At 62.2% G+C, this 21,857-nt stretch carries 11 protein-coding genes and 1 pseudogene; 3 read left to right on the top strand and 9 right to left on the bottom strand.

Annotated features, from left to right (window positions below):
* Positions 1-76: 76 nt before the first annotated feature.
* From ACWIEX_RS11200 to dctP, 7 genes are all read right to left on the bottom strand, one after another.
* Positions 77-262: a hypothetical protein gene (locus ACWIEX_RS11200; RefSeq protein WP_454033106.1), complete on the bottom strand. Its 186-nt coding sequence runs from the start codon at positions 260-262 to the stop codon at positions 77-79.
* 1,309 nt (positions 263-1,571) lie between these two features.
* Positions 1,572-2,666, bottom strand: coding sequence for an FRG domain-containing protein (locus tag ACWIEX_RS11195; protein ID WP_454033105.1), 1,095 nt, complete (start codon positions 2,664-2,666; stop codon positions 1,572-1,574).
* A complete protein-coding gene (locus ACWIEX_RS11190; protein ID WP_454033104.1) occupies positions 2,653-3,435 on the bottom strand; it encodes a hypothetical protein in 783 nt (260 codons plus the stop codon). The genes ACWIEX_RS11195 and ACWIEX_RS11190 overlap by 14 nt, the downstream gene beginning before the upstream one ends.
* 395 nt (positions 3,436-3,830) lie before the next feature.
* Complete coding sequence (locus ACWIEX_RS11185; protein WP_454033103.1) at positions 3,831-5,141, bottom strand: hypothetical protein; 1,311 nt, start codon at positions 5,139-5,141, stop codon at positions 3,831-3,833.
* Positions 5,142-5,549: 408 nt separating this feature from the next.
* Positions 5,550-11,609: a DEAD/DEAH box helicase gene (locus ACWIEX_RS11180; RefSeq protein WP_454033102.1), complete on the bottom strand. Its 6,060-nt coding sequence runs from the start codon at positions 11,607-11,609 to the stop codon at positions 5,550-5,552.
* The gene (locus ACWIEX_RS11175) at positions 11,606-14,857 is read right to left on the bottom strand and encodes an STY4851/ECs_5259 family protein (RefSeq protein WP_454033101.1); all 3,252 of its coding nucleotides are present in this window, start codon (positions 14,855-14,857) and stop codon (positions 11,606-11,608) included. The genes ACWIEX_RS11180 and ACWIEX_RS11175 overlap by 4 nt, the downstream gene beginning before the upstream one ends.
* A 389-nt stretch (positions 14,858-15,246) precedes the next feature.
* Complete coding sequence (gene dctP / locus ACWIEX_RS11170) at positions 15,247-17,418, bottom strand: TRAP transporter substrate-binding protein DctP (protein ID WP_454033100.1); 2,172 nt, start codon at positions 17,416-17,418, stop codon at positions 15,247-15,249.
* Positions 17,419-17,725: 307 nt separating this feature from the next.
* Here dctP and ACWIEX_RS11165 point away from each other — a divergent pair, with 307 nt between their 5' ends.
* Both ACWIEX_RS11165 and ACWIEX_RS11160 read left to right on the top strand, forming a co-directional pair.
* Positions 17,726-18,907 (top strand): DNA cytosine methyltransferase, encoded by a 1,182-nt coding sequence (locus ACWIEX_RS11165; protein WP_454033099.1) that lies wholly within the window; start codon positions 17,726-17,728, stop codon positions 18,905-18,907.
* Positions 18,904-19,350: a very short patch repair endonuclease gene (locus ACWIEX_RS11160; protein WP_454033098.1), complete on the top strand. Its 447-nt coding sequence runs from the start codon at positions 18,904-18,906 to the stop codon at positions 19,348-19,350. The genes ACWIEX_RS11165 and ACWIEX_RS11160 overlap by 4 nt, the downstream gene beginning before the upstream one ends.
* Here the strand turns inward: ACWIEX_RS11160 and ACWIEX_RS11155 are convergent.
* Both ACWIEX_RS11155 and ACWIEX_RS11150 read right to left on the bottom strand, forming a co-directional pair.
* Complete coding sequence (locus ACWIEX_RS11155; protein ID WP_454033097.1) at positions 19,294-20,142, bottom strand: hypothetical protein; 849 nt, start codon at positions 20,140-20,142, stop codon at positions 19,294-19,296. The genes ACWIEX_RS11160 and ACWIEX_RS11155 overlap by 57 nt on opposite strands.
* Positions 20,143-20,230: 88 nt before the next feature.
* Positions 20,231-20,997: pseudogene (locus ACWIEX_RS11150) on the bottom strand (IS5 family transposase).
* Between the two features lie 92 nt (positions 20,998-21,089).
* Between ACWIEX_RS11150 and ACWIEX_RS11145 the strand changes: the two are divergent.
* On the top strand, positions 21,090-21,431 hold the full coding sequence (locus ACWIEX_RS11145) for a hypothetical protein (protein ID WP_454033096.1): 342 nt from the start codon (positions 21,090-21,092) through the stop codon (positions 21,429-21,431).
* Positions 21,432-21,857: the final 426 nt, after the last annotated feature.

Below are 21,857 nucleotides of genomic sequence, written 5' to 3'. Positions count from 1 at the left end.
GGTGCGCGCCGAAGACGCGCGGCAGCCGTCGGCCCGCTCAGTAGATCAAGGTTGGTTTGCCAGCCTCAACAGTCGCTCAGGCTGCCAGAATTGCCATTGCGGCCAGGTCGGGCCGCAGGAAAGTTCGGTCGTCGGCCATCGGCTCCTTCTCAAGATCCTCCAGAACCTCATCGATCGGATCCCCCGAAAAGCTTTCCTTGCAGTATGATGTTGGCCTTTGCCGCGTGCTCGGCTGCGAAAATGTGCAGAAGTGCTCGCGCAAGCAGTTCGCCTGATGGGGCCTCCGCTTCGGAAGAAGAAATGAGCTTGGATGAGACATAGCCACTCGTGCGGGCCTCCGGTCCACCTATTCAGGATTTGACGGCTATTCGCGCGGTGCCCGCCGATCCCTAAGGAGAGGCGGCCGAGAGGCTTTGTGCGTTTCGCGGTTGATCAGACTTGGTTTGCGATCCGCAATAAGAACTCCGGATCGCACTTCAGCTCATCGAAATCGTCATCGATGAATTCCAACGGAGACGGGTATTCTTCCAGTGCCCGTCGGTTCACTTCGCGCAAAACTGTTAGGCGGGACTTGATGGAAAGCCTGCGGTCCCTGAAGTTCTTGCTGCTATTGCCCGAAGTGCGGAAAGGATGACGGCGAGAGTATCCGCTGCGACAATGCGCTGGCATGCGACCTCCAGAAAATGAACGTTGGATTGGAAAAACCACGGCCATGTTCGGCACAGGGCGGAAGGCATGAGAGGATCGAAGCGGGGCGGCGGTGATCAACGCCGCACGTCCAAAGCGGTAGCGTTAAACGCGACTTAACGGGCGCCGTGTGCCAGCCTCAAAGACATGCGTATTATAAGGGCGCACATTGTGCGCTTTCAATGCTAAAATCTTAACGATCGATTTTACTTGGTGTTATGGTTAACGGGCCGGATCGGTGCCTTCTTTGGCAACGGGCGGCGGCGGATGAGAGCGGGTGAGCTTACGGCTTTCGTGCCCAGTGAAGAATTGCCGACCGAGCAGTTTCTGGAGGCCATCCTGCATCTCGCGCTGCTTCCAAAACCGCCTCGAGAATGGGGGTCAACGTTGACGTCGCCTCTTCAAGCGACGCCTTGTGATCGATCGAATGCGCGGAGCCGTTTGGCGGCGAAACCTTGTAGGTGAGCGCAAACTTCAACAGCTCGGCGATGTAGTCGGGAGGGCCCTTCGCAGCCCAGTTTTGCACCGTTCGGCGCGATACGCCAAAGGATCGTGCAAATTCGACCTCGGTAAGGCCCAACTGCGCGCGAGCTGCTCGAAATGCTGTTGAGTCCATCCCTAGGTGTTCTCGCGGAAGGAACGACGCGCCCAGTCGAAACATGGACAAACGACTCTCGGCATAGGACGCGGCGCGACACCATGATGTCAGACCGTAGATCGCACGCCAAGGATTGCTGGATCAATCCTTCTTCAGATCGCCAAAAACTCCATGCGGGGCTCAGCCTGGACACGTTCCCCCGGGTTGCAAGGCCAGCTCAAATTGCCTCTGTGCCGTGGTTTACCGCGCATGGCATGCGGCAACTCACCCATCGCGCGCCCCGCTTCTAGGCGGCAGCGAAGTAGACCCACTTCAAAAGATCTACGACCGCGGTAGAAGCAAACCTTTCTCGCGACTGGAGGAGAAAGGCCAGGAAAGCATCGTCGGAGGCTGATGGAAAAATCGCCTCCGTATTGAGTGGAGAAGTCCAACTAGCATGACCTCTCAGCCGCGCCGCCACATACACACGGTCCGCAGCTCGATTGACGGAGTCGCCCCAGGCGGACCCAAAAAAGAACGCCTTTTGCGCTTTTGGCCTTGCGCAATTCAACCAGGCGGGGGCGAGCTTTTCGTCCTCAAGCAGATCGTTTTCGAACACGCCTATTCCATAGATGATTGGGTCGTCTTCATCAGTCGCACGTCTGACCGACATCGCTCCGGTGATTGGATTGGTCTCGAACCGATGGAGAGCAAAATACAGGGCCACCCTGATGTCAGATGTAAGGTCTAGGCCAACGCTCGGAACCCCGTAATGCTGGGCCGTGGCGAGTCCCCAACCGCGATAATTGTAGCTAGCACGGAAGGACGCAGCCTGTTGACGGCGACGCTCCGATTGCGAAGCATCAAGGAGCTTTAAATTTTTCAGGTGTTCATCAATGTATATATCGAGTAATCCCGACCATGTCTCAAACAAATATGGGAAGTATATATTTTTTCGCGCGGCGGATGGCAGCAACGACGGCTCGTCAGCCTCAAGGTTGCCATATAGACGCAATTTATCGACTGATTCTCGTTTTAGGGTCCAATGCTGCGACTGTCCGCGCCACATTCCGGTTACGCTGGGGTCCTTGGATGTATTCCCGCGGCCGAATGCGAGCACTTCATCTACAGAGTGAAGATCAATAACTGGTATGCGTCGGAACGGAACGCGAAGAACGGCCTCTCCGTCGTCGAAGGGCCCTCGCGGTACAGCCTCGGTTCGGCCGTAGAGAGCAGCTTCGGGAGTCGGTATCCAGCTCCACACATTGCCAAACTGGCGGTCCCTGTAGATGCCGCCTTCGCCCACGTCTTGAAGCGACGGGATGTCGGCCGCGACCGACAAGCGGTCTTCGTACCAGTGTGCGTTTGTCAGATGGAGCGGTTCGCGATCAACCGAGGTCATCGAGCATCTTTTCCATTAGGACGCGCGCATATCCGACCAAATCGACATCTATTGGCGGGCGGCACCTCACGTTTACCGCTCGGTACGAGCGGTCGATTTCGCTCAAATGCATGGGGGTCGTGTAGGGGCCAATTGCATGCCCAAACGCATAAAAGCAGAGCGCCTCCAGCGTGGCGTAGAGGCGGCTGTCGGCATAAGGCCGGTGGAAAATCGTCGGGGCGCCGCCAGTGGTTTTCTTTGCCTCAGCTTTCAACGCGTGAGCACTTTCGGCTGACTCGTATCCAAACGTCAGGATGTCCATAAGGCATTGCAGCGGCGCCTGCAGAATCTCGATAACATGCGGCTCATCCTGAACAACGAATGCATTCGGCCCACCCGGAGGTGGCGGAACCGAATGGTCGAAAGCGACCAGCGGTGCCCGACTTATGGTGCCCGAGAAGCGTGCGGTGCGCAGGCGCTCAGCGGTCTCGTCGGAGATCATCGGATCAAGCGAGCGCGCTAGCTCGATCTTGCCAGTGGGCACCGCGTAGCCCGCAGCCATCCAAGTGACCGCGTGAAGAAACACCGCTTCGAACAATGCTCCGTGCCGCATCGGCATGATGAGTTGACTGCTAATCTCGTCGGTCGACAGGCTCCGCACCTCTAAATGGCGGGCGGCGGCCGAGATGGCCTGGACCGATGTCCAAGCGTTGAGCTCCGCAGCGACAGCAACGCATTGTTCAAGTGGGAAGAGACGCGCTTCTTCCGTTTGATCTTGGTCGGTCGCCATGAGCAGTCTTCGCGCTGGAGGATTGCGGATTGTCATTCTCCGGCTGACCCAAAGAATCGACGTGCTCAGCCAAACACGTCAATTCCTTGTTTGGCTACCAAGGTCGGTTAGCTGAATCCACTATCTTAGATTCTGAGGGGGAAACTGACCTGGCCCAACGATCGAAGCTCCCAAATTGCCAATGAGTCGCCAGAAATTTGGGCGCTGTCCATCAGACTGGCAAGCGCGCTTGTCGGATTCAACGGTCAGGAGATCATGATTATAGCGGTCTCAGCGGTGAAGATTTTTTCCTTGGCGAGTTGCAGAATCAGTTTTTCCAAACAGCAAAAATACCGACACTCTAAGTGCTTTGCCCAGCGGTCATCACGATGGGCTCCAACGCATGGCAATAGTGCTCACAGTCGAGGATACTTGGATTGATATCTCTCTTGAGGAGCTACCCATTCTGAGAGAAATCGAAGGGGGTCTTGCTCCCCAAGCATTGATCTGGCCAACGCGAGGCGCGCTTCAATTTCGGCCCGGCGCTCGTTATCGACCTTTGCTAGGCGCATTTCTGCCTCCTGAAAGAAGCGTTCAACTGCGGTTGCGGCCGCCCACTTCTCCATGATCTCCGCAAGCTGCTCCTTGCTGTCTGCCAGCGCTCGTTCGACAGCTCTACGGTCCTCTTGGCGGCTGTACCGTTCTTGCGATTCGGCCCACTCCTTACGGCGCTGGGCGGCAGCCTTTTCCTCTGCGAAGATCAGAGCTCTGAGCTCCGCCTCCGAGCTTTGCAGCCGTGAGACTATCGAAGGGACAAGCGACTTGAGGTCAGCCGAGTGTGTGTCCTGCCAACTCGCGGACCATTCGATGTTCGCGAGGGGGCAGTAAGCGACGAACCGAAAGCGGCCGCAGGGTAGGTCTTGCTCCGTGGTCCAGGAGTGCGTGAGTTGCCAAGGCCGGGCGGAGCGCACCAACTTGCTGTCTTCGCGCACATAGGAGCCGTCGAGGTACCGCATTGTCACGCGCTCAGTCATCTCGGTCAGCACGAGACCGACGGGGATCGAGCCGACGTAGGTGACCGTGGGACGGCGCGGCGACCAGATGCTGCCCGTCTGATAGCGCCCATACTTGCGGTCTTTGCGCGGAACCTCCTGCTCGTCGACGTGTATGCGCCGCATCTCCTGGTCTGCGGGCGCAAACATGACGCGATGCCCTCTCTGGTCGAGGGCGTTGTAAATCTCGTTTGCGATGTCGAGTGCGGCAGGCAAGTGGTCGGCCGAAGCCACGATATCGGGCAGGAGATACTTGTAGGGCCGCAGGAACTCGTTCGTCTCGTCGGTGCGCGACTTCCGGAAGAACTCGTCGACGCCGATTAGCATGGGATGGCGCGTCGGCCTTCGAGCGCGATCGGCCGCTTTCCGGTCCAAACGGCGGTACACGCGCTTCAGTGGAGGTGCTGAGAGCGGTGTGCCTCTATCCCAACAGACTTGGTCTCCGGGCAATGCGGCGGGCAGGTCGGGACGGGGCGCTTCCTTACCCACCGCCTTCTTCTGCCAGTATCCAGCGGGTGGTCTTGGCACGTTGAGCGCCTCGCAGATGCGTGCGAGTCGGTAGCTGTTCATGCCGAGCTCGTCGGCCAAATGGTTGATCGGGGTGGCCCAGACGCGCTCGTAAAGGTCTTCGCGTGTCATGCCAGCAGAAGCAGATGCTGCGGTTTCCAAGCTCATTGGTGCTCGCGGTTACATCCAGTCGGGCCTCACAATCTCTTGCAGGCGCACGCTTCATGGAAGTCAAAATAGAGGACTGTGGCCTACCTTAGAACGCGCCCGGTGATCTGAGCCCTTAAAACTGGATCGTTTTGAGCTAGAATTTTCCGCGTCGTTTCCCTTGGGCTGGCATGAAGATCAAGCCGCTTTCCAAGGCAAAGCTTGCCGCGCTCTTTGCGAGTGATCGATTTTGTGCCGCTGCAAAAAATATTCTTTCGGTGTCTCCATTTTAGAGGAAGTAGTTTTATTTTTTATCGAGGCAGGGGTATCGTCACGGGTAGCATACTGAATTTTGATCAAGGCTGAGTCGACCCGCTGGGACGTCGATCATAGTGCCCGTGATTGATTGCAGGCCGGACGGGCGTCGCTTTAGTCAAGTTTGATTGCCAGAAATGTCCCGTGCGCTGCGTTGGATATCGAGAAGGGGAGCGCTAGCGCGGCAATCTGTTCCTGGACCGGCGACTCGTGATTGAAAGGTGTCGGTTCCACCCGCCACGAGCCCACCCCCTGATCCAGGAACAGCGAGCCGGCACCCGCCGTCGTCACGATGCGCAGCTCTCGGCGATGCTGGATCTTTTCCTGGTGGCGCACCTTCGAGAGAGGGGACACGGTAGACAGCCCACCGAGCAAGACCAGATCGCGGGTGCCGAAGTCCTTCCAGTCGCCTGAAAGTCCGCCACTCCTTCGTCCAGGGCTCTGCCTCTGCGCCAGCGTCACGACTTCGACCCGCGTCGCAGGGTTGGCGAATGCTCTCACGACTTCCGTCACGAGCCGAACGACCAGAGGGCTTGAGACGTATTTGTCGGTGTACGTTATCGCGATACAGGACCCTGACAGCACTCGATCGAGCTCCGGCGATCCTGATCTCAGCAGAGTTTTGAGACGCTCCCCGAAGCCGTCGACAGATCCGTCGAGTTCGTCGCCCAAATCGAAGACCATCTCCCGCGCCGACTCCTGCAGCAGGCTCGCCGGTCCGATGGCGTCGGGGAAGACTGGGAGGTCGATCGTGCCACGCACAACTGGCGCGCCGGCCGGCGTCGAACTTCCCGGCGGCCGAATGCTGGATTCCCAAGGGATTCCCGCATGCCAAGCCATCGCCTTTCCGTTGGCGAGAACCAGGCCACTCAGCGGCATGCCTGCGGGACGGGAAACAAGGATCGCACCAACACGTTGGGCCCAGAAGACGATGTTGCGGCGGGTCACGGCGTCGGCGGCCCTCAAGGAAGCCTCGTCGACCACCAGATGGACGGTCCGCCCCCGTCTGCTCCAGCGCTCGATGACACGACCCGCGGGCCAGTTCGAGAAGTCCCATTCGCGGGGATCTTCGTCCAACCAGACCCACAGGCGCGACTCCTTGTCCCGCTCCATCGCCTTCGAATACGCCTCCGTCAGCGGCGAGGTTTCGTAGGCGGTCCCTGGCCCGAACAGTGCGTATCGGGCAGGTAGGTCGAGCCTACGGACGATATCGTCCAGTAGTTCGAATGCCGCCCTTCTGTCGGTGTCCTCCGCCGCATGCTGGCTATCTGCCGCAAGGACGCACCGTGGGCACGCGTGCACCGATTGCGGGTCCCCACACCTGCCGTCGGCACGACAATCAAGAAGGTCCCTGGCGGTCTTGATGAGCGCGACGGGGTCGCGGGCGAGCTCCGCCGAGAAACCCGCGCCGCCGCTGGCTCGATCGAAGACCACTGCGCTCCAGTTGGGAGCATCCGCGGGATGAACGGCCGACGGGGCGGAGAAGCCCATCTCGTCGGCATCGACGCCGAGGCGCCGTCCTATCGCCTCGCGCAGCGCCAGAGCGATGGTGAGCGCTGTCGCCTGGCTGCCGCATTGGAACAGCTGGAGCTCGGCGACGTCCGTGCGGATCTCGTGACCAAGATCCATGTTTCTGGCGGTTCCGAATGGGTTGATCTCAGGCGCGCCGCTGCACGTTATGTTGTCGGCCGCGCGAGGCCCTCCGCGCAGGGGGCGATGGCCTCCCAGGGCAGATATAGCGTCTCGGGACGTCTCTGGCTCCGATCTGCCGCAATGGAGGCAGATCTCGAAACCGAAGTGGTGGGGACCGGGATTGAACCAGAACACGAGGCCGTCGGGACCGATGCGCAGGCGGCCCAGGTCAGGATCGGGAAGCGAACGCCATTCGGTGGCACGGGTGGATACCCAGGGCGCCACGGGAGGTGGCGAGCCGACCTCGCTTGCGTCGTCGTGCACCTCGTAATTGATGTCCACCGCGAAGCCGGCGGGAGCCAGGTACGCCCGGGTGCTGAACTCGGACCCGCCGCAGACCGGACACGGCCGCTGCGTCACTGCCTGGGGAGAGGACAGCAACGCACCGCAGGTCTTGCACGATCTCATCAGTCGAAGGCTCTGGACCTCGCGTACGCCGGCCTCGTCGGCGGGACGCTTCCAATTTAAGGTGACCCCGCCCGATTTTCGCACCACGCCGTCGATTACGATGCTGCGCGCGGGCGCATACTCGAAGATCGCGATGTCGCGTTGCCGCGACGGAAAGCTACGCGACGTGAAGCGGCCGTCTTCCTCTGCATCTCGCCGTCGCTTCTCGTCCCCGGTCTCCGTAACGAAGGCGACGACGTCGCTCGGAAAACCGTGGGACGGCAAGAAGCCCTTACCGGAGAGCTCCCCGAGAAGGTATGCGCCCTGGAGGCGCTTGCGTTGAAACTCCCGGGCGCGGCCTGCAGCCACGTCCGAAGATACCCTCTCGTCCCGGAGCGCGTCCCATTCCGCCTCAAGCCCCGACCGCACCCGCTCGATGGCGTCCCGCGCCGCTTCGAACAACTCGTCATCCACCTCCACTGGCGTACCCCGCAGCAGGTCGAGCAGCTTGTCGCGTAGGCCGGCGTCGTCCGTCTCTGCGTCCAGCCAGGTTAAGAAGCGCTCGTACGGCGCGGGTCGGCCCGTTGGATCCGGATCGAGGCCCAGCGAGAAGAAGGCTCCGTTGGTCAGTTTGTGCAATTCGGCATTCTGGCTCCTGAGGAAGGTGGACAGAAGCAAGGCGTGGGCGTGCCGCCTTGCGATCGTCGGGCTTTCGAGACTCACCTTCGGAGCCGGCACCTGACGGGCCAGAAACGCTCCGGGTGCCGCGAAGGCCATGCGGTCCAGAGGGCGGTCCTTGCAGAGCGTCAGGCCCAGGGCGATCGGCTGGCCGCCGCGGCCCGCCCGGCCAATCCGCTGGCGATAGTTGGCGATCGCCGGCGGGGCATTGGTGTTGAGAACGGCCTCGATCGTGCCGATGTCGACACCCATTTCCATCGTCGTCGAGCAGCCCAGGACGTTGATGCGTCCCTTCTTGAACTCGGTTTCGTAACCCCGCAGGACGAAGCTCGGCTGCTGCGCGGAGTGCTCCGCGGTCCTTAGCCAGGGCGTGAACCGGGCCGCACGGTCCTGTTGGTCTCCCCAAGCTCCGATGTGACGAAGTTTCGCAATCCGTTCGTCGGACTTGAGCCATGAGTCCACTGTCGGCTCGCCGACCTGGCGTCCTTCGGCATCCCGCCCGCGGATGAAGGGAAGGATCGGCATGTCGTGCAGGACCGCGCGGGGATGAGTCCCTCCGGACGGATTGTAGGGGCTCAGACCGCGGAACGTTGTGTCGACCAACCGTCGCGTGGTGGGGCAGAACCAAGCCTTGTCCACGGGCGCCAAGGCGAGACCGTCAAGTTTGAGCCGGAAACCGCCGTCGACGGGACGCATGTACGGAAACAGTGCCTTCCAGACATCCTCGCAAAGCTCGGCCACTTCCACCCGCGCCGCCGCGTCGTCCAGGCTCAACGAGAGTGCCTGGGACACCATCCTCACGACGCGGCTTGGCCGTCTCGCATATGGATTCGGCCAGACTCGCGTTCGGGGAGGGAGCGCGAGGTTGGGCTCCCATCGAACAGCCGCGACATGCGCCTGGCGCCTGTCGATCCACCTGCGCCATTTGTAGAAATCAAAGTCGAGGATGACGTTCGTCCGAAGGAAATGCGTCACGAACAATCTGACTAGATCCTGCCAGTCTTCCACCGTGAGCCCCAGGCGCACGGCCGAAGGCGGGAGTCGAGCCGTCGGACCGTCGATGCCGGGCACGAGAAGTCGAGCCAGCCCCAGCGTTTCGGCACTGTTCGCGCGAACGGGTCGGCGCATGATCTCGCGGTAGAGAAGGAACTCAGCAAGCCGCTCGGGATCGTCGAACCCCTGGTCTCGTTGGGACCACAGCTCGCGCAGGAAATCCTGAACCGTATTTTCGGCGGCCAGGGCTCGGACGACCTCGCGCCACGGCCTTGCAGGTGGGGGCCCTGATGCCTTGGCGCGATTCTCGCGCGCCATGGCCAGGATGTCGGCAAACTCCGGCCCCATTCCTTCCAGCTTCGCGATATTTGCGTCCATCGTCGCGAGCGCCGCAGCATCTTGAGCCGGGCGGTCCTGCAGCAGATGATACAGGAAGCTGCGAACATACCCCCGCTCGGCCGCCACCTGTATCGTCGCGGCGTGACGAGCCGTTCCCTGGCGCGCGTCGGTGAACGTTATCAATTGCCGCCCCGATAACGGCAGTGGTGCCGCGCCAGGTGGCCACGGCGTCATTCCGCCGACCAGCCCCGGCGTGATCTGGGACATGAGGTAGGGAGCACCCGCCGCCAGCGACCGGAGGGCCGGTCGAGCGCCGGCGGACGGCGGTTGCGTCGCGCTGCAGCAGGGGCAGGCGTCCAACCCGTTGCTCGCCTCGAACCGCAGGCCCTCGGCCCCGAGGCCATCCTGGATGGCGCCGGTTTTTCGATCGAGCACGAGCCTGCGCGAAGGTCTTCCACGGTCCGCGGCCAAATATCGTCGACGCAACGCCGGCGGCCCGGCGTCCTCGACGTCTTCGTCGTCGCTCTCCTCGCCGTAGGTCTCGTCCCGATCCAAGGTCTGCTCGAACTCGTCGTTCCTGACGACCCCGGACCACGGACCGATCGCGCGCCCGCTGGGCGCCTCTTCTGCTTTGAAGGCGCCATCGCCGCATTGCGTGCAGAACGCCCATTCCAACACCATGGCCTCGCAATGGGGGCAATGTTCTCGCGGGTCGACGAATATCGCGCCGAACGCCCAATCGGCGGCGGCCCCGATAGCGCGAGGGCGCCCAGGGCAGGCGGGGTCGATGCAGGCCCAGAGGCCGACGAGCGTGCGGTGAAAGAGATGGACGCGAACAGGAAGAATCGCATCGGTCTTCGTGCGCTTCGTCGCTTCGTCGGCGTTCGGATCCCGGGCGGTCGCGGCCTGGATTAGAACCTCGATCGGGTCGGCATCGGCACCTGCGACCAGGTCCACCTGCTCGCGCCAGCCACGCCACGACAGGCTCTCTCCGTTCAGCAACCGCGTTCGGACGTCCCGCATGGCGCCGGAGCCAGCGAAGGATATCCCAGCATCTAACGGTTCGGATTTGCCCACCGTCTCCATATCGAGCGGCCGTCGGGAAAGACTCGTCGGAGCGGGCGGCAACGGGGCCCTTCGTCCGCGCACGACGTGCACGTTCTCCTCTGGCGCACCCGACAGGTCACGAAGGAACGCCTTCAACTCCCCGACGTCGTCGCCGCCGATCGTGGCCGACGTCGCGACCCAGCGCACCTCCTCGGGTCTACGCCCGAATGCCATCGCCACGCGACGTAGCAGCAGCGCGATCTCGGCGGCCTGCGCTCCGACGTAGCTGTGCGCCTCGTCGAGCACGACGAAATCCAAGGTGCCAGCCGATCGCGCGAGGATGGGGGCGTCCTGTTGGCGGATCAGCATGTATTCGAGCATCGTTACGTTGGTGACGAGCACCGGCGGGGGCGACGCGCGCAGCGTGCTCCTGTCGGCCACCTTCCAAGGTTCGATACGGCCGGCCGTGCTGCGAACGGAGGTCGGGGTGTCGCCGTTGTAGAGGCAGTATCGGAAGAGGCCGCCGAATGGCTCGAACCACTTGGATAGACGCTCTTCCTGGCTCGAAATGAGTGCGTTCAACGGATAGAGCATCAAGGCCCGAACCCCTTCGAGACGCGTCGTGCCGCTGGAGGATGCCTTCACCAGTCGGTCGAGTATCGGCGTCAGGAAGCATTCGGTCTTGCCGCTGCCTGTTCCGCTGGTCACGATCACGGACCGCGGAACGTCGCTGCACAATTCCACCCATGCCTCGACCTGGTGATCATAGGGGGCATGAGCAACCGTCTTGAGCACCTCCACCGTGCGCGGATGCAGCAGACCGTGCGGAAGTCCCTCCCAACCGCTGTCGCGTAGACGCCACGGGAAGGCGCCTTCGAGAAAAGGCTCCGCCAAAACCGAGCCCGGCGCGCCGGCCGGGCCTCCCAGCGATGCCGCCAAATGCGTTTTGAGGTCGACGGAGTTCAGGCGCGCCATCCCGACGATTGCCTCTGCGGCGTCGCGAGGAAGGATCTTCAGCAGACGCGCAAGCTCGATCATCTCGTCTTCTCCAAGACCGGCGTTTGCGCTTCTGTGAGCAACGCTGCACGGAATGCGTCCTCGAAATATTCGCGATCCCATGTCCAGGCCGCGCGGCATGCCGCGACGGTCTGAGAATCTGCTACGATGCGCCCTGCGGCCGAACGCGCCGCAACGACCGGCGCGGCCAGCACTTCTGCGAAACGCTGGCCGTCACCGAATTTCCTGCACAAATCGGCCTGGTTGCCCGCGAGATCTGAAAGCCGGGGCAGGGCAATGATCCTATCGTCGGGGCGCCGGGCGACGAGCCGTTGGGCGACTGTGGCTAGGTCGTCGTGCTGCAGACGCCGGGTCAGCACATTTGGGATGTCGATGGACGACACGTTCCCGAGACCGTGAATGCAAAGGCGGGCGTGGGTCGACAGGACGGGCAGCGCATCGACGATTTGCCCTAATCCGCGCAAAACCGCCCCTGCTGCGACCGAAGCATAATCGTCGAAACCCGCTGCCTGGAACTGTCCGCGAAGGGCGGCGTTCGCGGCGGAGAATGCCGATTGCCAACCTCTGATCTCGGTCATGCACCACATGAATGGAAGACTGCCTTGAACCTCCAGGACAGCGTAGCGTTCATCCGGCGTCCGGCATGCCGCCAAGACCGCAGGGGCCAGACGGTACGACTTCGAAAGCACCCGCAGGGCGTCCACTGCCACATAGGGCGCCTCTATCGATTTTGCCGCCGTGCATAGGTCGATCAGCCACCGCAATTCCTCCCGGCTTACGGCCACTGCGCTTCCGGACCCGTCGGACAGAGTGTCGTCGACTGCTCCGGCAAGTTCACGGACCGCCGATGTCGGGTCGGGAAGCGTCGAGCTTCCTGGAATATCCGGGACGACGACGGGACGCATGACCGATCCGTCGGAAGCCGTGCCCGTACACAACCAAGGACCTGGGGCAAGCTCGCGCCGAAGGACATCTGAAAGCATCACCGGGTCGTTCTCGACCAGGTCAGCGAGCAATCCCGCGGAGGGCGCCTGTAGGCTGATCGCTCGCCGGCGTCCCGTATATCTCGTCGCCAAGGCTGCAAAGACGGAACCTGTCCGTGTCGGTTGGAGCGGTTGCCTAGTTCCCCACCTCCTCACCTCGGCAAACCAGTCCCCACGGTTCGCCCAGTTCAGCCTCACAGTGGCATCGAGATCGTCGAAAGCGCCCAGCAGTTCCTCGATGACTTGCTCGAATGCGGCCAGCGGCATCGATCCAGACGTGATGCGGTGGATTTGGATGGGCTGCGACCCTGCCGAGCGTCCCTCGAACGTCAATTCGTTCGCGCCTAGCGACAGCAACCGATATCCCTTTAGGCGGGAAAGGGTCAGAGAAACGTGCGGGGGTGCCTGCGTTCCGTTTTCTGCCAGGAGCATCGGCTCTGCCAAAGGGTCGTCAAGCGACAGCTCCAGCACCGATTCCCAGGTCAGCGCCAAATGCAAGGTGGTTCCCGGCGGCAGCCGTCCCAACGGGGCGGTGAATCCCGAGTGGGTCGCCGTGAGCGTCAGTGCCGATCGGTCCACTTTTGCCCGAACCTCGGCGCCGGCTAGGCCGTCGATCAACAATCGTCGCTCGGCACGGTTTGTAAGGAGCCGGAGGCTGCGAGGCGCCACAGTCGTCCGACACATCACGGTAGCTTGCCCGGCGCGTCTCACGGCAATGTAGATCGAGCCATGCGGCGTCGCGGTTGAGACCGTTCGCCACTCGCCCCGTCCTACGGGCTTCCATTGAACGTGCGACGGGCGGACCGATGACATGCAACCGTCGCTCTCCAGCCAGACCGTAGGTGGTCCGCTGAACACGGATTCGCGTACGTCGGGCACGCGAGGGCCGACAAGCACAAGTCGATCGGTCAGCTCGGCGCTCGCATTCGTCCTCCAGACGAAGACCTCGCTTTCGATCGATATGCGGACGCTGCCGCTGAACGCAAGCAGCCGACGGCCGTCCCGCGTCGTCTGGGGCAGGTAGTAGTGGTCGCCTTGCACCGAGGCCTCCGCAGCGGCCTTATCGCCTAAAGCGAGGACGAGCCAAGGCCGCGTCGTGGACACAGGAGACGTGCCTAGCACTTCCAGGACGCGGGCTTGGCGAGGGTCATCGGTATCGCCCAAACGAAGCGCTATTACGGGCCCGACCAGCGACTCGCCACCTAACGGGACAAAATCCGCGGTCTGATGTGCGCCGGCCTCCACGGCCAACCTCACCTCTTGGTGGTGGTCCAGTGAAGGCTGGTATCTGGCGACGAGCGGACGCAGGCACCATCGCTCGCCACCGCAGTCGTCCGGCTCGCGCTCCAGCGCGGCGATCGGCGTCGTCCAGCGTGCGGCCTCGCCACGCGGATAGAGCCTGGCGCGGGTGTAGCCAGCGAGCCCGGCCATGAGATCGGGCGGGGCCCGCGTATCGTCCAGGGCGCCGTTCAACTTCATCTCGGCTTGGCCGATCCAGACGCCCTCCAAGAGGACGTAGCGCCTTTCCACGCGCAGCGCCGGGTCCTCGCCCTGTCGGGCGACGACCAGCTCCTCGACCAAGTGGCGAAAATCGTCGTCCCGCACGTCGAATGGCAGGCTGGCTCGCCAGGAAGGCTCGCAGCGATCAAGTGCCGCCAATGCGTCGCCTGGCGCGCCGGCCACTTTCGCCCGTAGTCTTACGATGGCCTCGCAAAGCTTCACGACCGAAGGAAGGAGGACTTTGGCCAGCGTCTCCGGTGCGCGCCAGGCCTCGCCGGCGACGGCCTCGTAGGCGTCCAGGCCTCGCTCGGCGGTGAGGACCGCCCGACGAAGCCATAACCCTAGGCGCCCCTTTGCGACGTCGGCGGCCGGAAAGCCGCTTTCCTGGACGACGGTGGTCAGCAGCGAACCCCGGGCCGGGACAGGCCGTCGCCACAGCCGAAGCCCGGTCTCGACACAATCTCTAACCTCAGGATATCGAACGTCGGCTCCAGCGGCGGTGGGGTGATAACGGATGCCTATGAGTCCAAGCGGGGTGACCCAATCCCATCCGCCACCGTGGCGCTCGCGTCGAAACCATTCGGCCAGGTACATGACTAGAAGGGCGCCACCCGCAGGGTCGCGGAGCGCGTTCGCACCGCCCCTGCGAAGGAGTTCTCGGACCCCGTCGAACTCACTGGCCTCGAATCGGTAGTTATAAAGCGGCGAGCCGTCCGGCACCGCCATGTGCCTAGAAAACAACAACGCTTGCCGCGCCCCATTCAGGGTCAACTGCGGTTCGACCATCTGATTCTCCCGCAATATTACGCACGCTCCCGGCATGGTTGTGAAGGCCGAGCACGAGTTGATGATCTTGATCTGACATCGTCTGCATTCACATGCCGGCTTGAGAGGATGGCTGCATGTAAAAGGGCCCGAAATACTGGCCCCGAACCGGAGTGTGCCTCATTAGAGGGATACGCGCGGCGGGCGGTCACGCCGCGTATCAAGCTGCGTTTCGAGCGCCGTTTGGAGCTGCGGCGCAAGAATTTTGCGGCCGAATGCGGTTGAAACGACGAGGTCGCAGGTTTCTAATTTGGGGTGTCTTCCGTGGCGCGGGCTGACCTCATCCACCGCGCCCGCCGAGAAAGGCCGCGTCAGGCTTCTGGTTTCTAATCCGCGACATGGAAGGCGTATTATTCCGTCGGTCGGAATACCCAATAGTCGATCCCGTCCTTCGCTTTCGTTTGGAGGCCGGGCCGAGATGCAGGTGGCAAGTCCGTCAAGATCAGGTTTTGAAGATCGGCTTGGAGCCGCACGCTTCGCATCATGTAGCCATGGCCCTTGTCGCAAGGGCTCGTGATCCAACCCAGCGCCGGCCACCGGTCGGTGGAAAGGAAAGGCGCTGTCGGCTCCGCTTCCGTTGCGTCTATCGTCTCCAAGCCGCTAGCGACGAAGATATCCGGTCCCGCCTCGCCAAGGCGTCTGTTGCCGCCATGGACCTTGCGCGAGCAGAGCAGGGCCGTGTCCTTGTTCGAGGCGTAGATCGTCACCCTAGTCGTTCGACGTTGAAATGCGGGCGACGCGGTCTTGAAGATGTTCACGTAGACGTCCGGGGCAGCCATGACGGCATGGTGGAACAGCTTCGCTTTGCCATCTTGCGACGAACCGTCGAACCGATCGATCGCCTCCAGGATCAGCCTGTTCCCCATGCTGTGCGCGGCCACGTGCAAGCGTTCGACGCCTGCCGTCCGGCTCACCTTGTCGACGAACTTCAGGAAGTTGTCGCGGCTCGCTCTCACTTCCTCCTCGTCGCTGCCATATCGAGTTGCGGCTCCGTCTGAGGGCCAGCTGAAGAGGATCGGAACCCCGCCGAAGTGGACGTCCGAACTAATAAGTGCGAGCGCTCGGGACGCACTCTCGAAAGCATTGTTGAAGCCGTGGACGAAGATCACGATTTCCTTCTTAGTGGCGACCTCAAGAGCGGCCGATAGTCTCGTCTCGAACTCGGAGCCGGAGAAGGAACCAACGTCGGTCATCCTGGCTTGGCCTTCGTCCGTCGCACCCATTCGCCGGCTAGGGTCGATGTTGAACGTGGCCAGACCGAAGGCCAATTCGCCCCGGCGACCCGTGATCCTATACCGAGGTTCCGGATCGTGCTCGAATGCCCGGTCCGTAGCGAAGAGCACTTCGCCCGGCTTGAGACCGCGCGGCCCGATCGCGGATGCGGGCTTGACGAGGGGATCGTTCAACGCTCCCCTTCTATCGGGGCTCGCCCCAGTCGACGGGCTCGATTTTCGGATTTCCTCGATGATTGGGAGGATTGTGTCGTTGAATCGCGCGACGTCGATGTCCTTGGCTCGATTCCAGACCGGTAGGGCGGACTTTGAAAACGCTACCGACGAAACCGGTGTGATCGACGCTCTTTTCGAAAGCGACTCGAACGCTTCGCTGTCCTGCTTGAATGCACTCTCCGTCGCCGACGCCGACGCCTTCTCGCTCTCCTCCGCGATAATCGATTGCGCTCGATAAGGGAGCTTTCGCCAAACCGCCTCGCTGATAAGGAGGGCGGAGACGTTCGGACGTATTGGAGTCACCGCCGCGTAGGGAAGCGAGCCACCAGCAGGTGAAAGCAGGATCGCTGTTTGCGTGGAAGTCTCAAGTCCGTCGACGGCACCCATCGCCAACGCCGCGGAAACTTCGGCTGCCTGCATCGTCACGGGGCTGGCGCCTAGCTGAGAGATCGCCGAACCGCCGGATTGGGTCGCCACGCGGATTTTCTGGCCCTGGAAGTCGGCGGGAACCTTCGGCACCGTCCGCGTCAGGACCGAATTGACGCCGTTGTTGAAATAGTTGAGCCCCACAAAGCCACTGCCTTCGAGAGCGGCCATGGCGACGGACCCGGCTATCGTTTGCTGGACCGCTGCGACCTCTTTGGCGTTGGCGAAAAGAAACGGCAGATCGAACAATGCGAACGCACCACGGGCAACTCCGCCCAGTTCAGTAGTCTGGGTGATTGCGATTTCGGCCCGGTCGCCCTTGAGCATCGACAACGAAGTATTTTCGTTCGTTCCGTCTGGAGAGCGCTCTGGCCGCACGACGCTTACCGAGTAACTCGGTCCTAGACGCTCTTGCAGGCGAGACGCGAGGCGCTGGACGGCAGCCCCGACCGGAGTGTCAGTTGCGAAGGCCGAAACGATCCTGATCGGCGACGTCGAAATCGTTTGGGCCGATGCGGAATTCGTCGCCGTGAAGATGATAACGATAGTCGCGATAAACTTCGTAAGACGGAACATGAAACCCCCGTCGCGCGCTTTTCGATTGTTGAAGCAGGGGGTCATGCAAGCGGTTGTGCTGTCAATGGTCATTCTTAAGGACGCCTCGGGCCTTCCGGACCGCCGGCATTCATCACTGTCGCTCAATCTGGGTATCCGTCCTGGACTTTGTGCCGAGGCTCGGAGGATAGCGGCGCAACACGGGCAACGGTTTTTGGGACAAAGGCCACTCAGCGTCCCATCGAACCGGCGCGATCGCGACGCGTTGGCGGTTCGAGCGCGAGGCCGACGATGCGGGCCGGTACGCGGCGATACGTCATCGATTGAAACTTTCGCTCTTCGATACGACAATTCCTAACTTGGATTCGCCTCGGCTTTCGGGGCGGCTTTTGGAACACGCATGAAGATCACGGGACTGTTCGCCGGTATTGGTGGCCTAGAGGCCGGCTTGTCAGCCGCAGGCCACCAGACATCGCTCCTTTGCGAGATCTGGTCGCCGGCGCGCGCCGTCCTGTCAGTTCGTTTCCCCAACGTCGACGTCGCACCCGACGTGCTGAAGCTGGCGTCCCTCCCGGCCGACACCGAGGCGGTCGTAGGAGGGTTTCCCTGCCAGGACTTGAGCCAAGCCGGAAAGACCCTCGGCATCGGAGGCGAACGCTCGGGCTTGGTGGGCCAGGTATTCCGACTGCTGGATGATCGGCGCGTTCCCTGGGTCGTGCTCGAGAACGTCAGCTTCATGCTCCATCTCGACCAGGGCAAGGGCATGCGGATGCTGGTCGAAGCCTTCGAGGAGCGTGGATATCGCTGGGCCTATCGGGTCGTGAACTCGATGAGCTTCCTGCCTCAGCGGCGCGAGCGGGTGATCTTCGTCGCGACGACGACCGACGTGGATCCGGCCAGCGTCGTCATGGCGGACGAAGCCGTGCCCCCGCCCCATCCGACCGAGCTCTTCACGCACGCCCACGGCTTTTACTGGACGGAAGGTATCCGTGGGCTCGGGTGGGCTGCCGACGCCATTCCTACGTTGAAGAACGGGTCCACCGTCGGCATCGCTTCGCCGCCGGCCATCCTTATGCCTGACGGCGCGGTCATCACGCCGGACATTCGCGACGCCGAGCGCCTTCAGGGCTTCGACGCAGACTGGACTCTTCCGGCGGAAATGGTCGGCCGGCCTTCCTTGCGATGGTCGCTCGTCGGCAACGCCGTCTCAAAGCCCGTCGCCGAATGGCTGGGCGATCGCCTGATGACTCCAGGCGTGTACGAAAGCGATCGCGACCGTCCCCTGGCCGACGGTGAGCGGTGGCCCCGCGCCGCCCGGTTCGACGGGTACGCGCGGCGTCGCGTCGAGATCGGGGCCTTCCCGGTTTGGCGGGATCGCGAGCCCTTGGCGGAATTCCTACGCCATCGCGGAAAGCCGTTGTCGGCTCGAGCCACGCGCGGGTTCCTTTCCCGTACCGACAAGGGGACGCTTCGCTTCGTCCCGGGCTTCCGCGAGCGCCTTCGCCGCCATCTCGCGCGAATGGAAGCTTCCCCTGGCCTCGATGGCGACGTGCTGGCGGAAGCGGCGATCGCAGCCGAATGAACTCCGGTCCACTGACCGACCCGGCTCGAAGCGAGCTGATGCGCCGGATTCGGGAAAAGGGGACCGCAGCTGAGCTCGCCGTCGCCGCCGAATTGAGGGCGAGGAAGGCAACCTATCGCCTGAACGTGCGCTCGCTCCCAGGCTCGCCGGACTTCGCCAACAAACGGCGGAAATGGGCGATCTTCGTCCACGGGTGCTTCTGGCATCACCACAAGGGTTGCCGGCGCGCGACCGTGCCCAAGACCAATTTCGAATTCTGGTTGGAGAAGTTCCGGCGCAATCGCGAGCGCGACGCGGCGGCGATCCATGCCCTGCGGCGCCTCGGCTTCCGCGTCGGCGTGATCTGGGAATGCGAGATCCGCGACGCCGATAGGCTGTCGCAAACGCTAGCCGAGATCCTTGAACCGCGTGGCGTAGATGTGTCCGAGCCGGTCGATCATTGAACCGTACTCGTAGATGTCGCCGGATTGTGGCGCCGGCGGCGACGAGGACAAGCGAACCGGTCTTCCGTCGTTGGCGCAGTCAATAACGATGATGGAGAGCGCGTCGTAGCCTACGTCGCCGACCCTTGACCGCTTCGGCAGCTGGCGGATCTTGTCCACCGCCAATCCGGCGTCCCTGGGCTGCTTATGCTGGCTCCACTCCGGGAAGGCTTCCCGGTTCCTCTTGTTGAGATCGGGGCTGAGATAGCGATCCGCTATATTGACCATTGCGAATCCAGCCGCAATCGCCTGATCGGAGGCGCCGTGGACCGTGAGGTGCGAGCTATTCAGCTCGTCGTAGAGCCGGGGCAGGGCACGCTGATGCGCCGTCATGCATGCCTTAGCTTCCAGAGCCATGAGTACTGGTCCGACAGGGCTACGGGCCAACGTCGGCAAAGCCGCCAACTCCACCCTTTCCTGTCCCGACAGCTCGATCTCGTAGTCGTCCGCCAGCGAAGCTAACGTCTGATGACCCGGCGCCTTACCGGATCCGGGCGTGCAAAGCACCAGATCGAGGTTCTTCTTCCGATCGTGAACGAAATCGCGCATCTCGTGGTTGATGCCAAACTTCACGGTCCCGTCCGCTACATGCCTACGAAGCAGCGGGCTCGTCCGCAAAAGATCGAATACGATACCCCAACAGGCGACCTTCGAATGGTGATCGCTGCGGGAATGATACTGCCAGAGGTTGCCGAAGCGATCCTCCCTGGTGGCGTTGCTCAGCGTTCGTGCGAGTATTTCGGGACCGAGCATTGACGACTTTCGTGGGAATCACGGCTGGGCAACGATACGCTATATGGCCAAACCCAAGCCAGGGGCGAGCCAGGCCAAAAAAGTCGCTCTAGGCTGTAGACTCATAAGCTCGGAGCCACAGGCGCATTGAGGCGAGCTGGACCATGGCGAGGAAGTTGTCCGCGAGCTTGTCGTAGCGGGTGGCGACACGGCGGAAGTGCTTCAGCTTGGAGAAGAAGCGCTCGATCAGGTTCCGCTCGCGGTAGAGCCGTTTGCTGAAGCAAGGCTTCCACTTGCGGTTGCTCTTCGGCGGGATGTTGGGCGTGGCGCCCTGATCCTGGATCAGCGCGCGGATGCGGTCGGCGTCGTAGGCCTTGTCGGCCAGCACGATGGTGCGCGGTCCGAGGTGGTCGAGCAGCGTGTCGGCGATCTGCCCGTCGTGCGTCTGCCCGGCGGTCAGGCCGAGCCGGATCGGGAGGCCCTGCGCGTCGACGACGACGTGGATCTTGGTCGTGAGCCCGCCGCGTGATCGACCGAGACAGTGATCTGCATCCCCCTTTTTGCCGTCGCAGCCTGCTGGTGGGCGCGAACAGAGGTGCTGTCGATCATCTGAATGTCGCCGTCGTGTGCGGCAGTGATGGCGTCCATCAGCCGGTCCCACACGCCTGCCTTCCGCCATCGCACGAAGCGGTTGTAGCAGGTGGTGCGCGGGCCATAACGCTCGGGCAGGTCGCGCCACGGCGCACCGGATCGCAGCACCCAGAAAACCCCGTTCAGCACGCGGCGATCATCGACGCGCGGCACGCCCCGCGGTTTGTTGGGCAGGAGCGGTTCGATCACGCGCCACTCAAAGTCGGTCAGGTCATATCGGCTCATGCCGATGCTGAATCAGACTTCTGCGTAAGGTGGAAGTCCCGGCTCCAGATTGCCGCAGTTGCCGACGTTGAGCGAACGTGGGAAGCACCCTCATGCAGATCAGCATTTATCAGGACGGAAACGTCATTGGCACCGCGATCCTTGAGCATCTAGACCCACCTATGGGCGTCGCCTTCGGCCCCTTCTCGCCGGTGGAGCAGTATGATCGCGACCAGCACGCGAACACCGTTGAAGGTGAGTACATCGCCGACCGGGGGCAATCATTGTCGGTGGTTTCCGATCCGCACGGTCGCCTCGAAACCGCGTCGATCGCGATTGAGGATTGGAGCGATCCCCAACTCGGAATGCAGCTGACCGTTTGGTTCAAGGATGGTCATACCTTTGCAGCGCTATTCTCAGCCCATGCCGATTACCGCGCCTACTACGATCGCTAGGCCATCGTCCCACGGCGTTACGCTTCTGCTCAGTTTATGAGTGCACAACCTAATGGTGTCCGAAGGCAAATCTTCTTCTTCGGGCGGAAGCGTCAGGCAGGTAAAGTGCGCAAGGCATCTCCGGAGGGCCTACGGCGCGTTGCCATGCTGGTTCCATCAATCCGAGCAGATCACCCGTAAATCTACATCCACGGTCTGCTTGATATACGCAGCCGCCGCCCCCAGCACGATCGCCTGATCGTCGGTCATAGCAAAGTGACGCGAACAATCACCTCTGGACAGCGCATGTCAGTAGCTTTGCTCGGCACGATACGATCAGAACCGATATTTCCACGATAACATCGGTTCCTCGCCCGCTCGTAACGCTGTGAATTTCACCGCGCTTTGAAAACCCGCCCAGATGGCATCCTAGGTTCGTATTCTACA

This window comes from Allobosea sp. NPDC055353 (assembly GCF_053644975.1).
Note: the sequence above shows the minus strand (reverse complement) of the source record. Positions and strands in the feature narration are given on the sequence as shown.

What these genes read in the sequence shown, in the direction of transcription:
- ACWIEX_RS11180 (WP_454033102.1), bottom strand. Translation starts at nt 11,609, where the DNA reads ATGATCGAGCTTGCGCGTCTGCTGAAGATCCTTCCTCGCGACGCCGCA.
- ACWIEX_RS11160 (WP_454033098.1), top strand. Translation starts at nt 18,904, where the DNA reads ATGAACTCCGGTCCACTGACCGACCCGGCTCGAAGCGAGCTGATGCGC.
- ACWIEX_RS11185 (WP_454033103.1), bottom strand. Translation starts at nt 5,141, where the DNA reads ATGAGCTTGGAAACCGCAGCATCTGCTTCTGCTGGCATGACACGCGAA.
- ACWIEX_RS11165 (WP_454033099.1), top strand. Translation starts at nt 17,726, where the DNA reads ATGAAGATCACGGGACTGTTCGCCGGTATTGGTGGCCTAGAGGCCGGC.
- ACWIEX_RS11155 (WP_454033097.1), bottom strand. Translation starts at nt 20,142, where the DNA reads ATGCTCGGTCCCGAAATACTCGCACGAACGCTGAGCAACGCCACCAGG.
- ACWIEX_RS11175 (WP_454033101.1), bottom strand. Translation starts at nt 14,857, where the DNA reads ATGGTCGAACCGCAGTTGACCCTGAATGGGGCGCGGCAAGCGTTGTTG.
- ACWIEX_RS11190 (WP_454033104.1), bottom strand. Translation starts at nt 3,435, where the DNA reads ATGGCGACCGACCAAGATCAAACGGAAGAAGCGCGTCTCTTCCCACTT.
- dctP (WP_454033100.1), bottom strand. Translation starts at nt 17,418, where the DNA reads ATGACCATTGACAGCACAACCGCTTGCATGACCCCCTGCTTCAACAAT.
- ACWIEX_RS11195 (WP_454033105.1), bottom strand. Translation starts at nt 2,666, where the DNA reads ATGACCTCGGTTGATCGCGAACCGCTCCATCTGACAAACGCACACTGG.
- ACWIEX_RS11145 (WP_454033096.1), top strand. Translation starts at nt 21,090, where the DNA reads ATGCAGATCAGCATTTATCAGGACGGAAACGTCATTGGCACCGCGATC.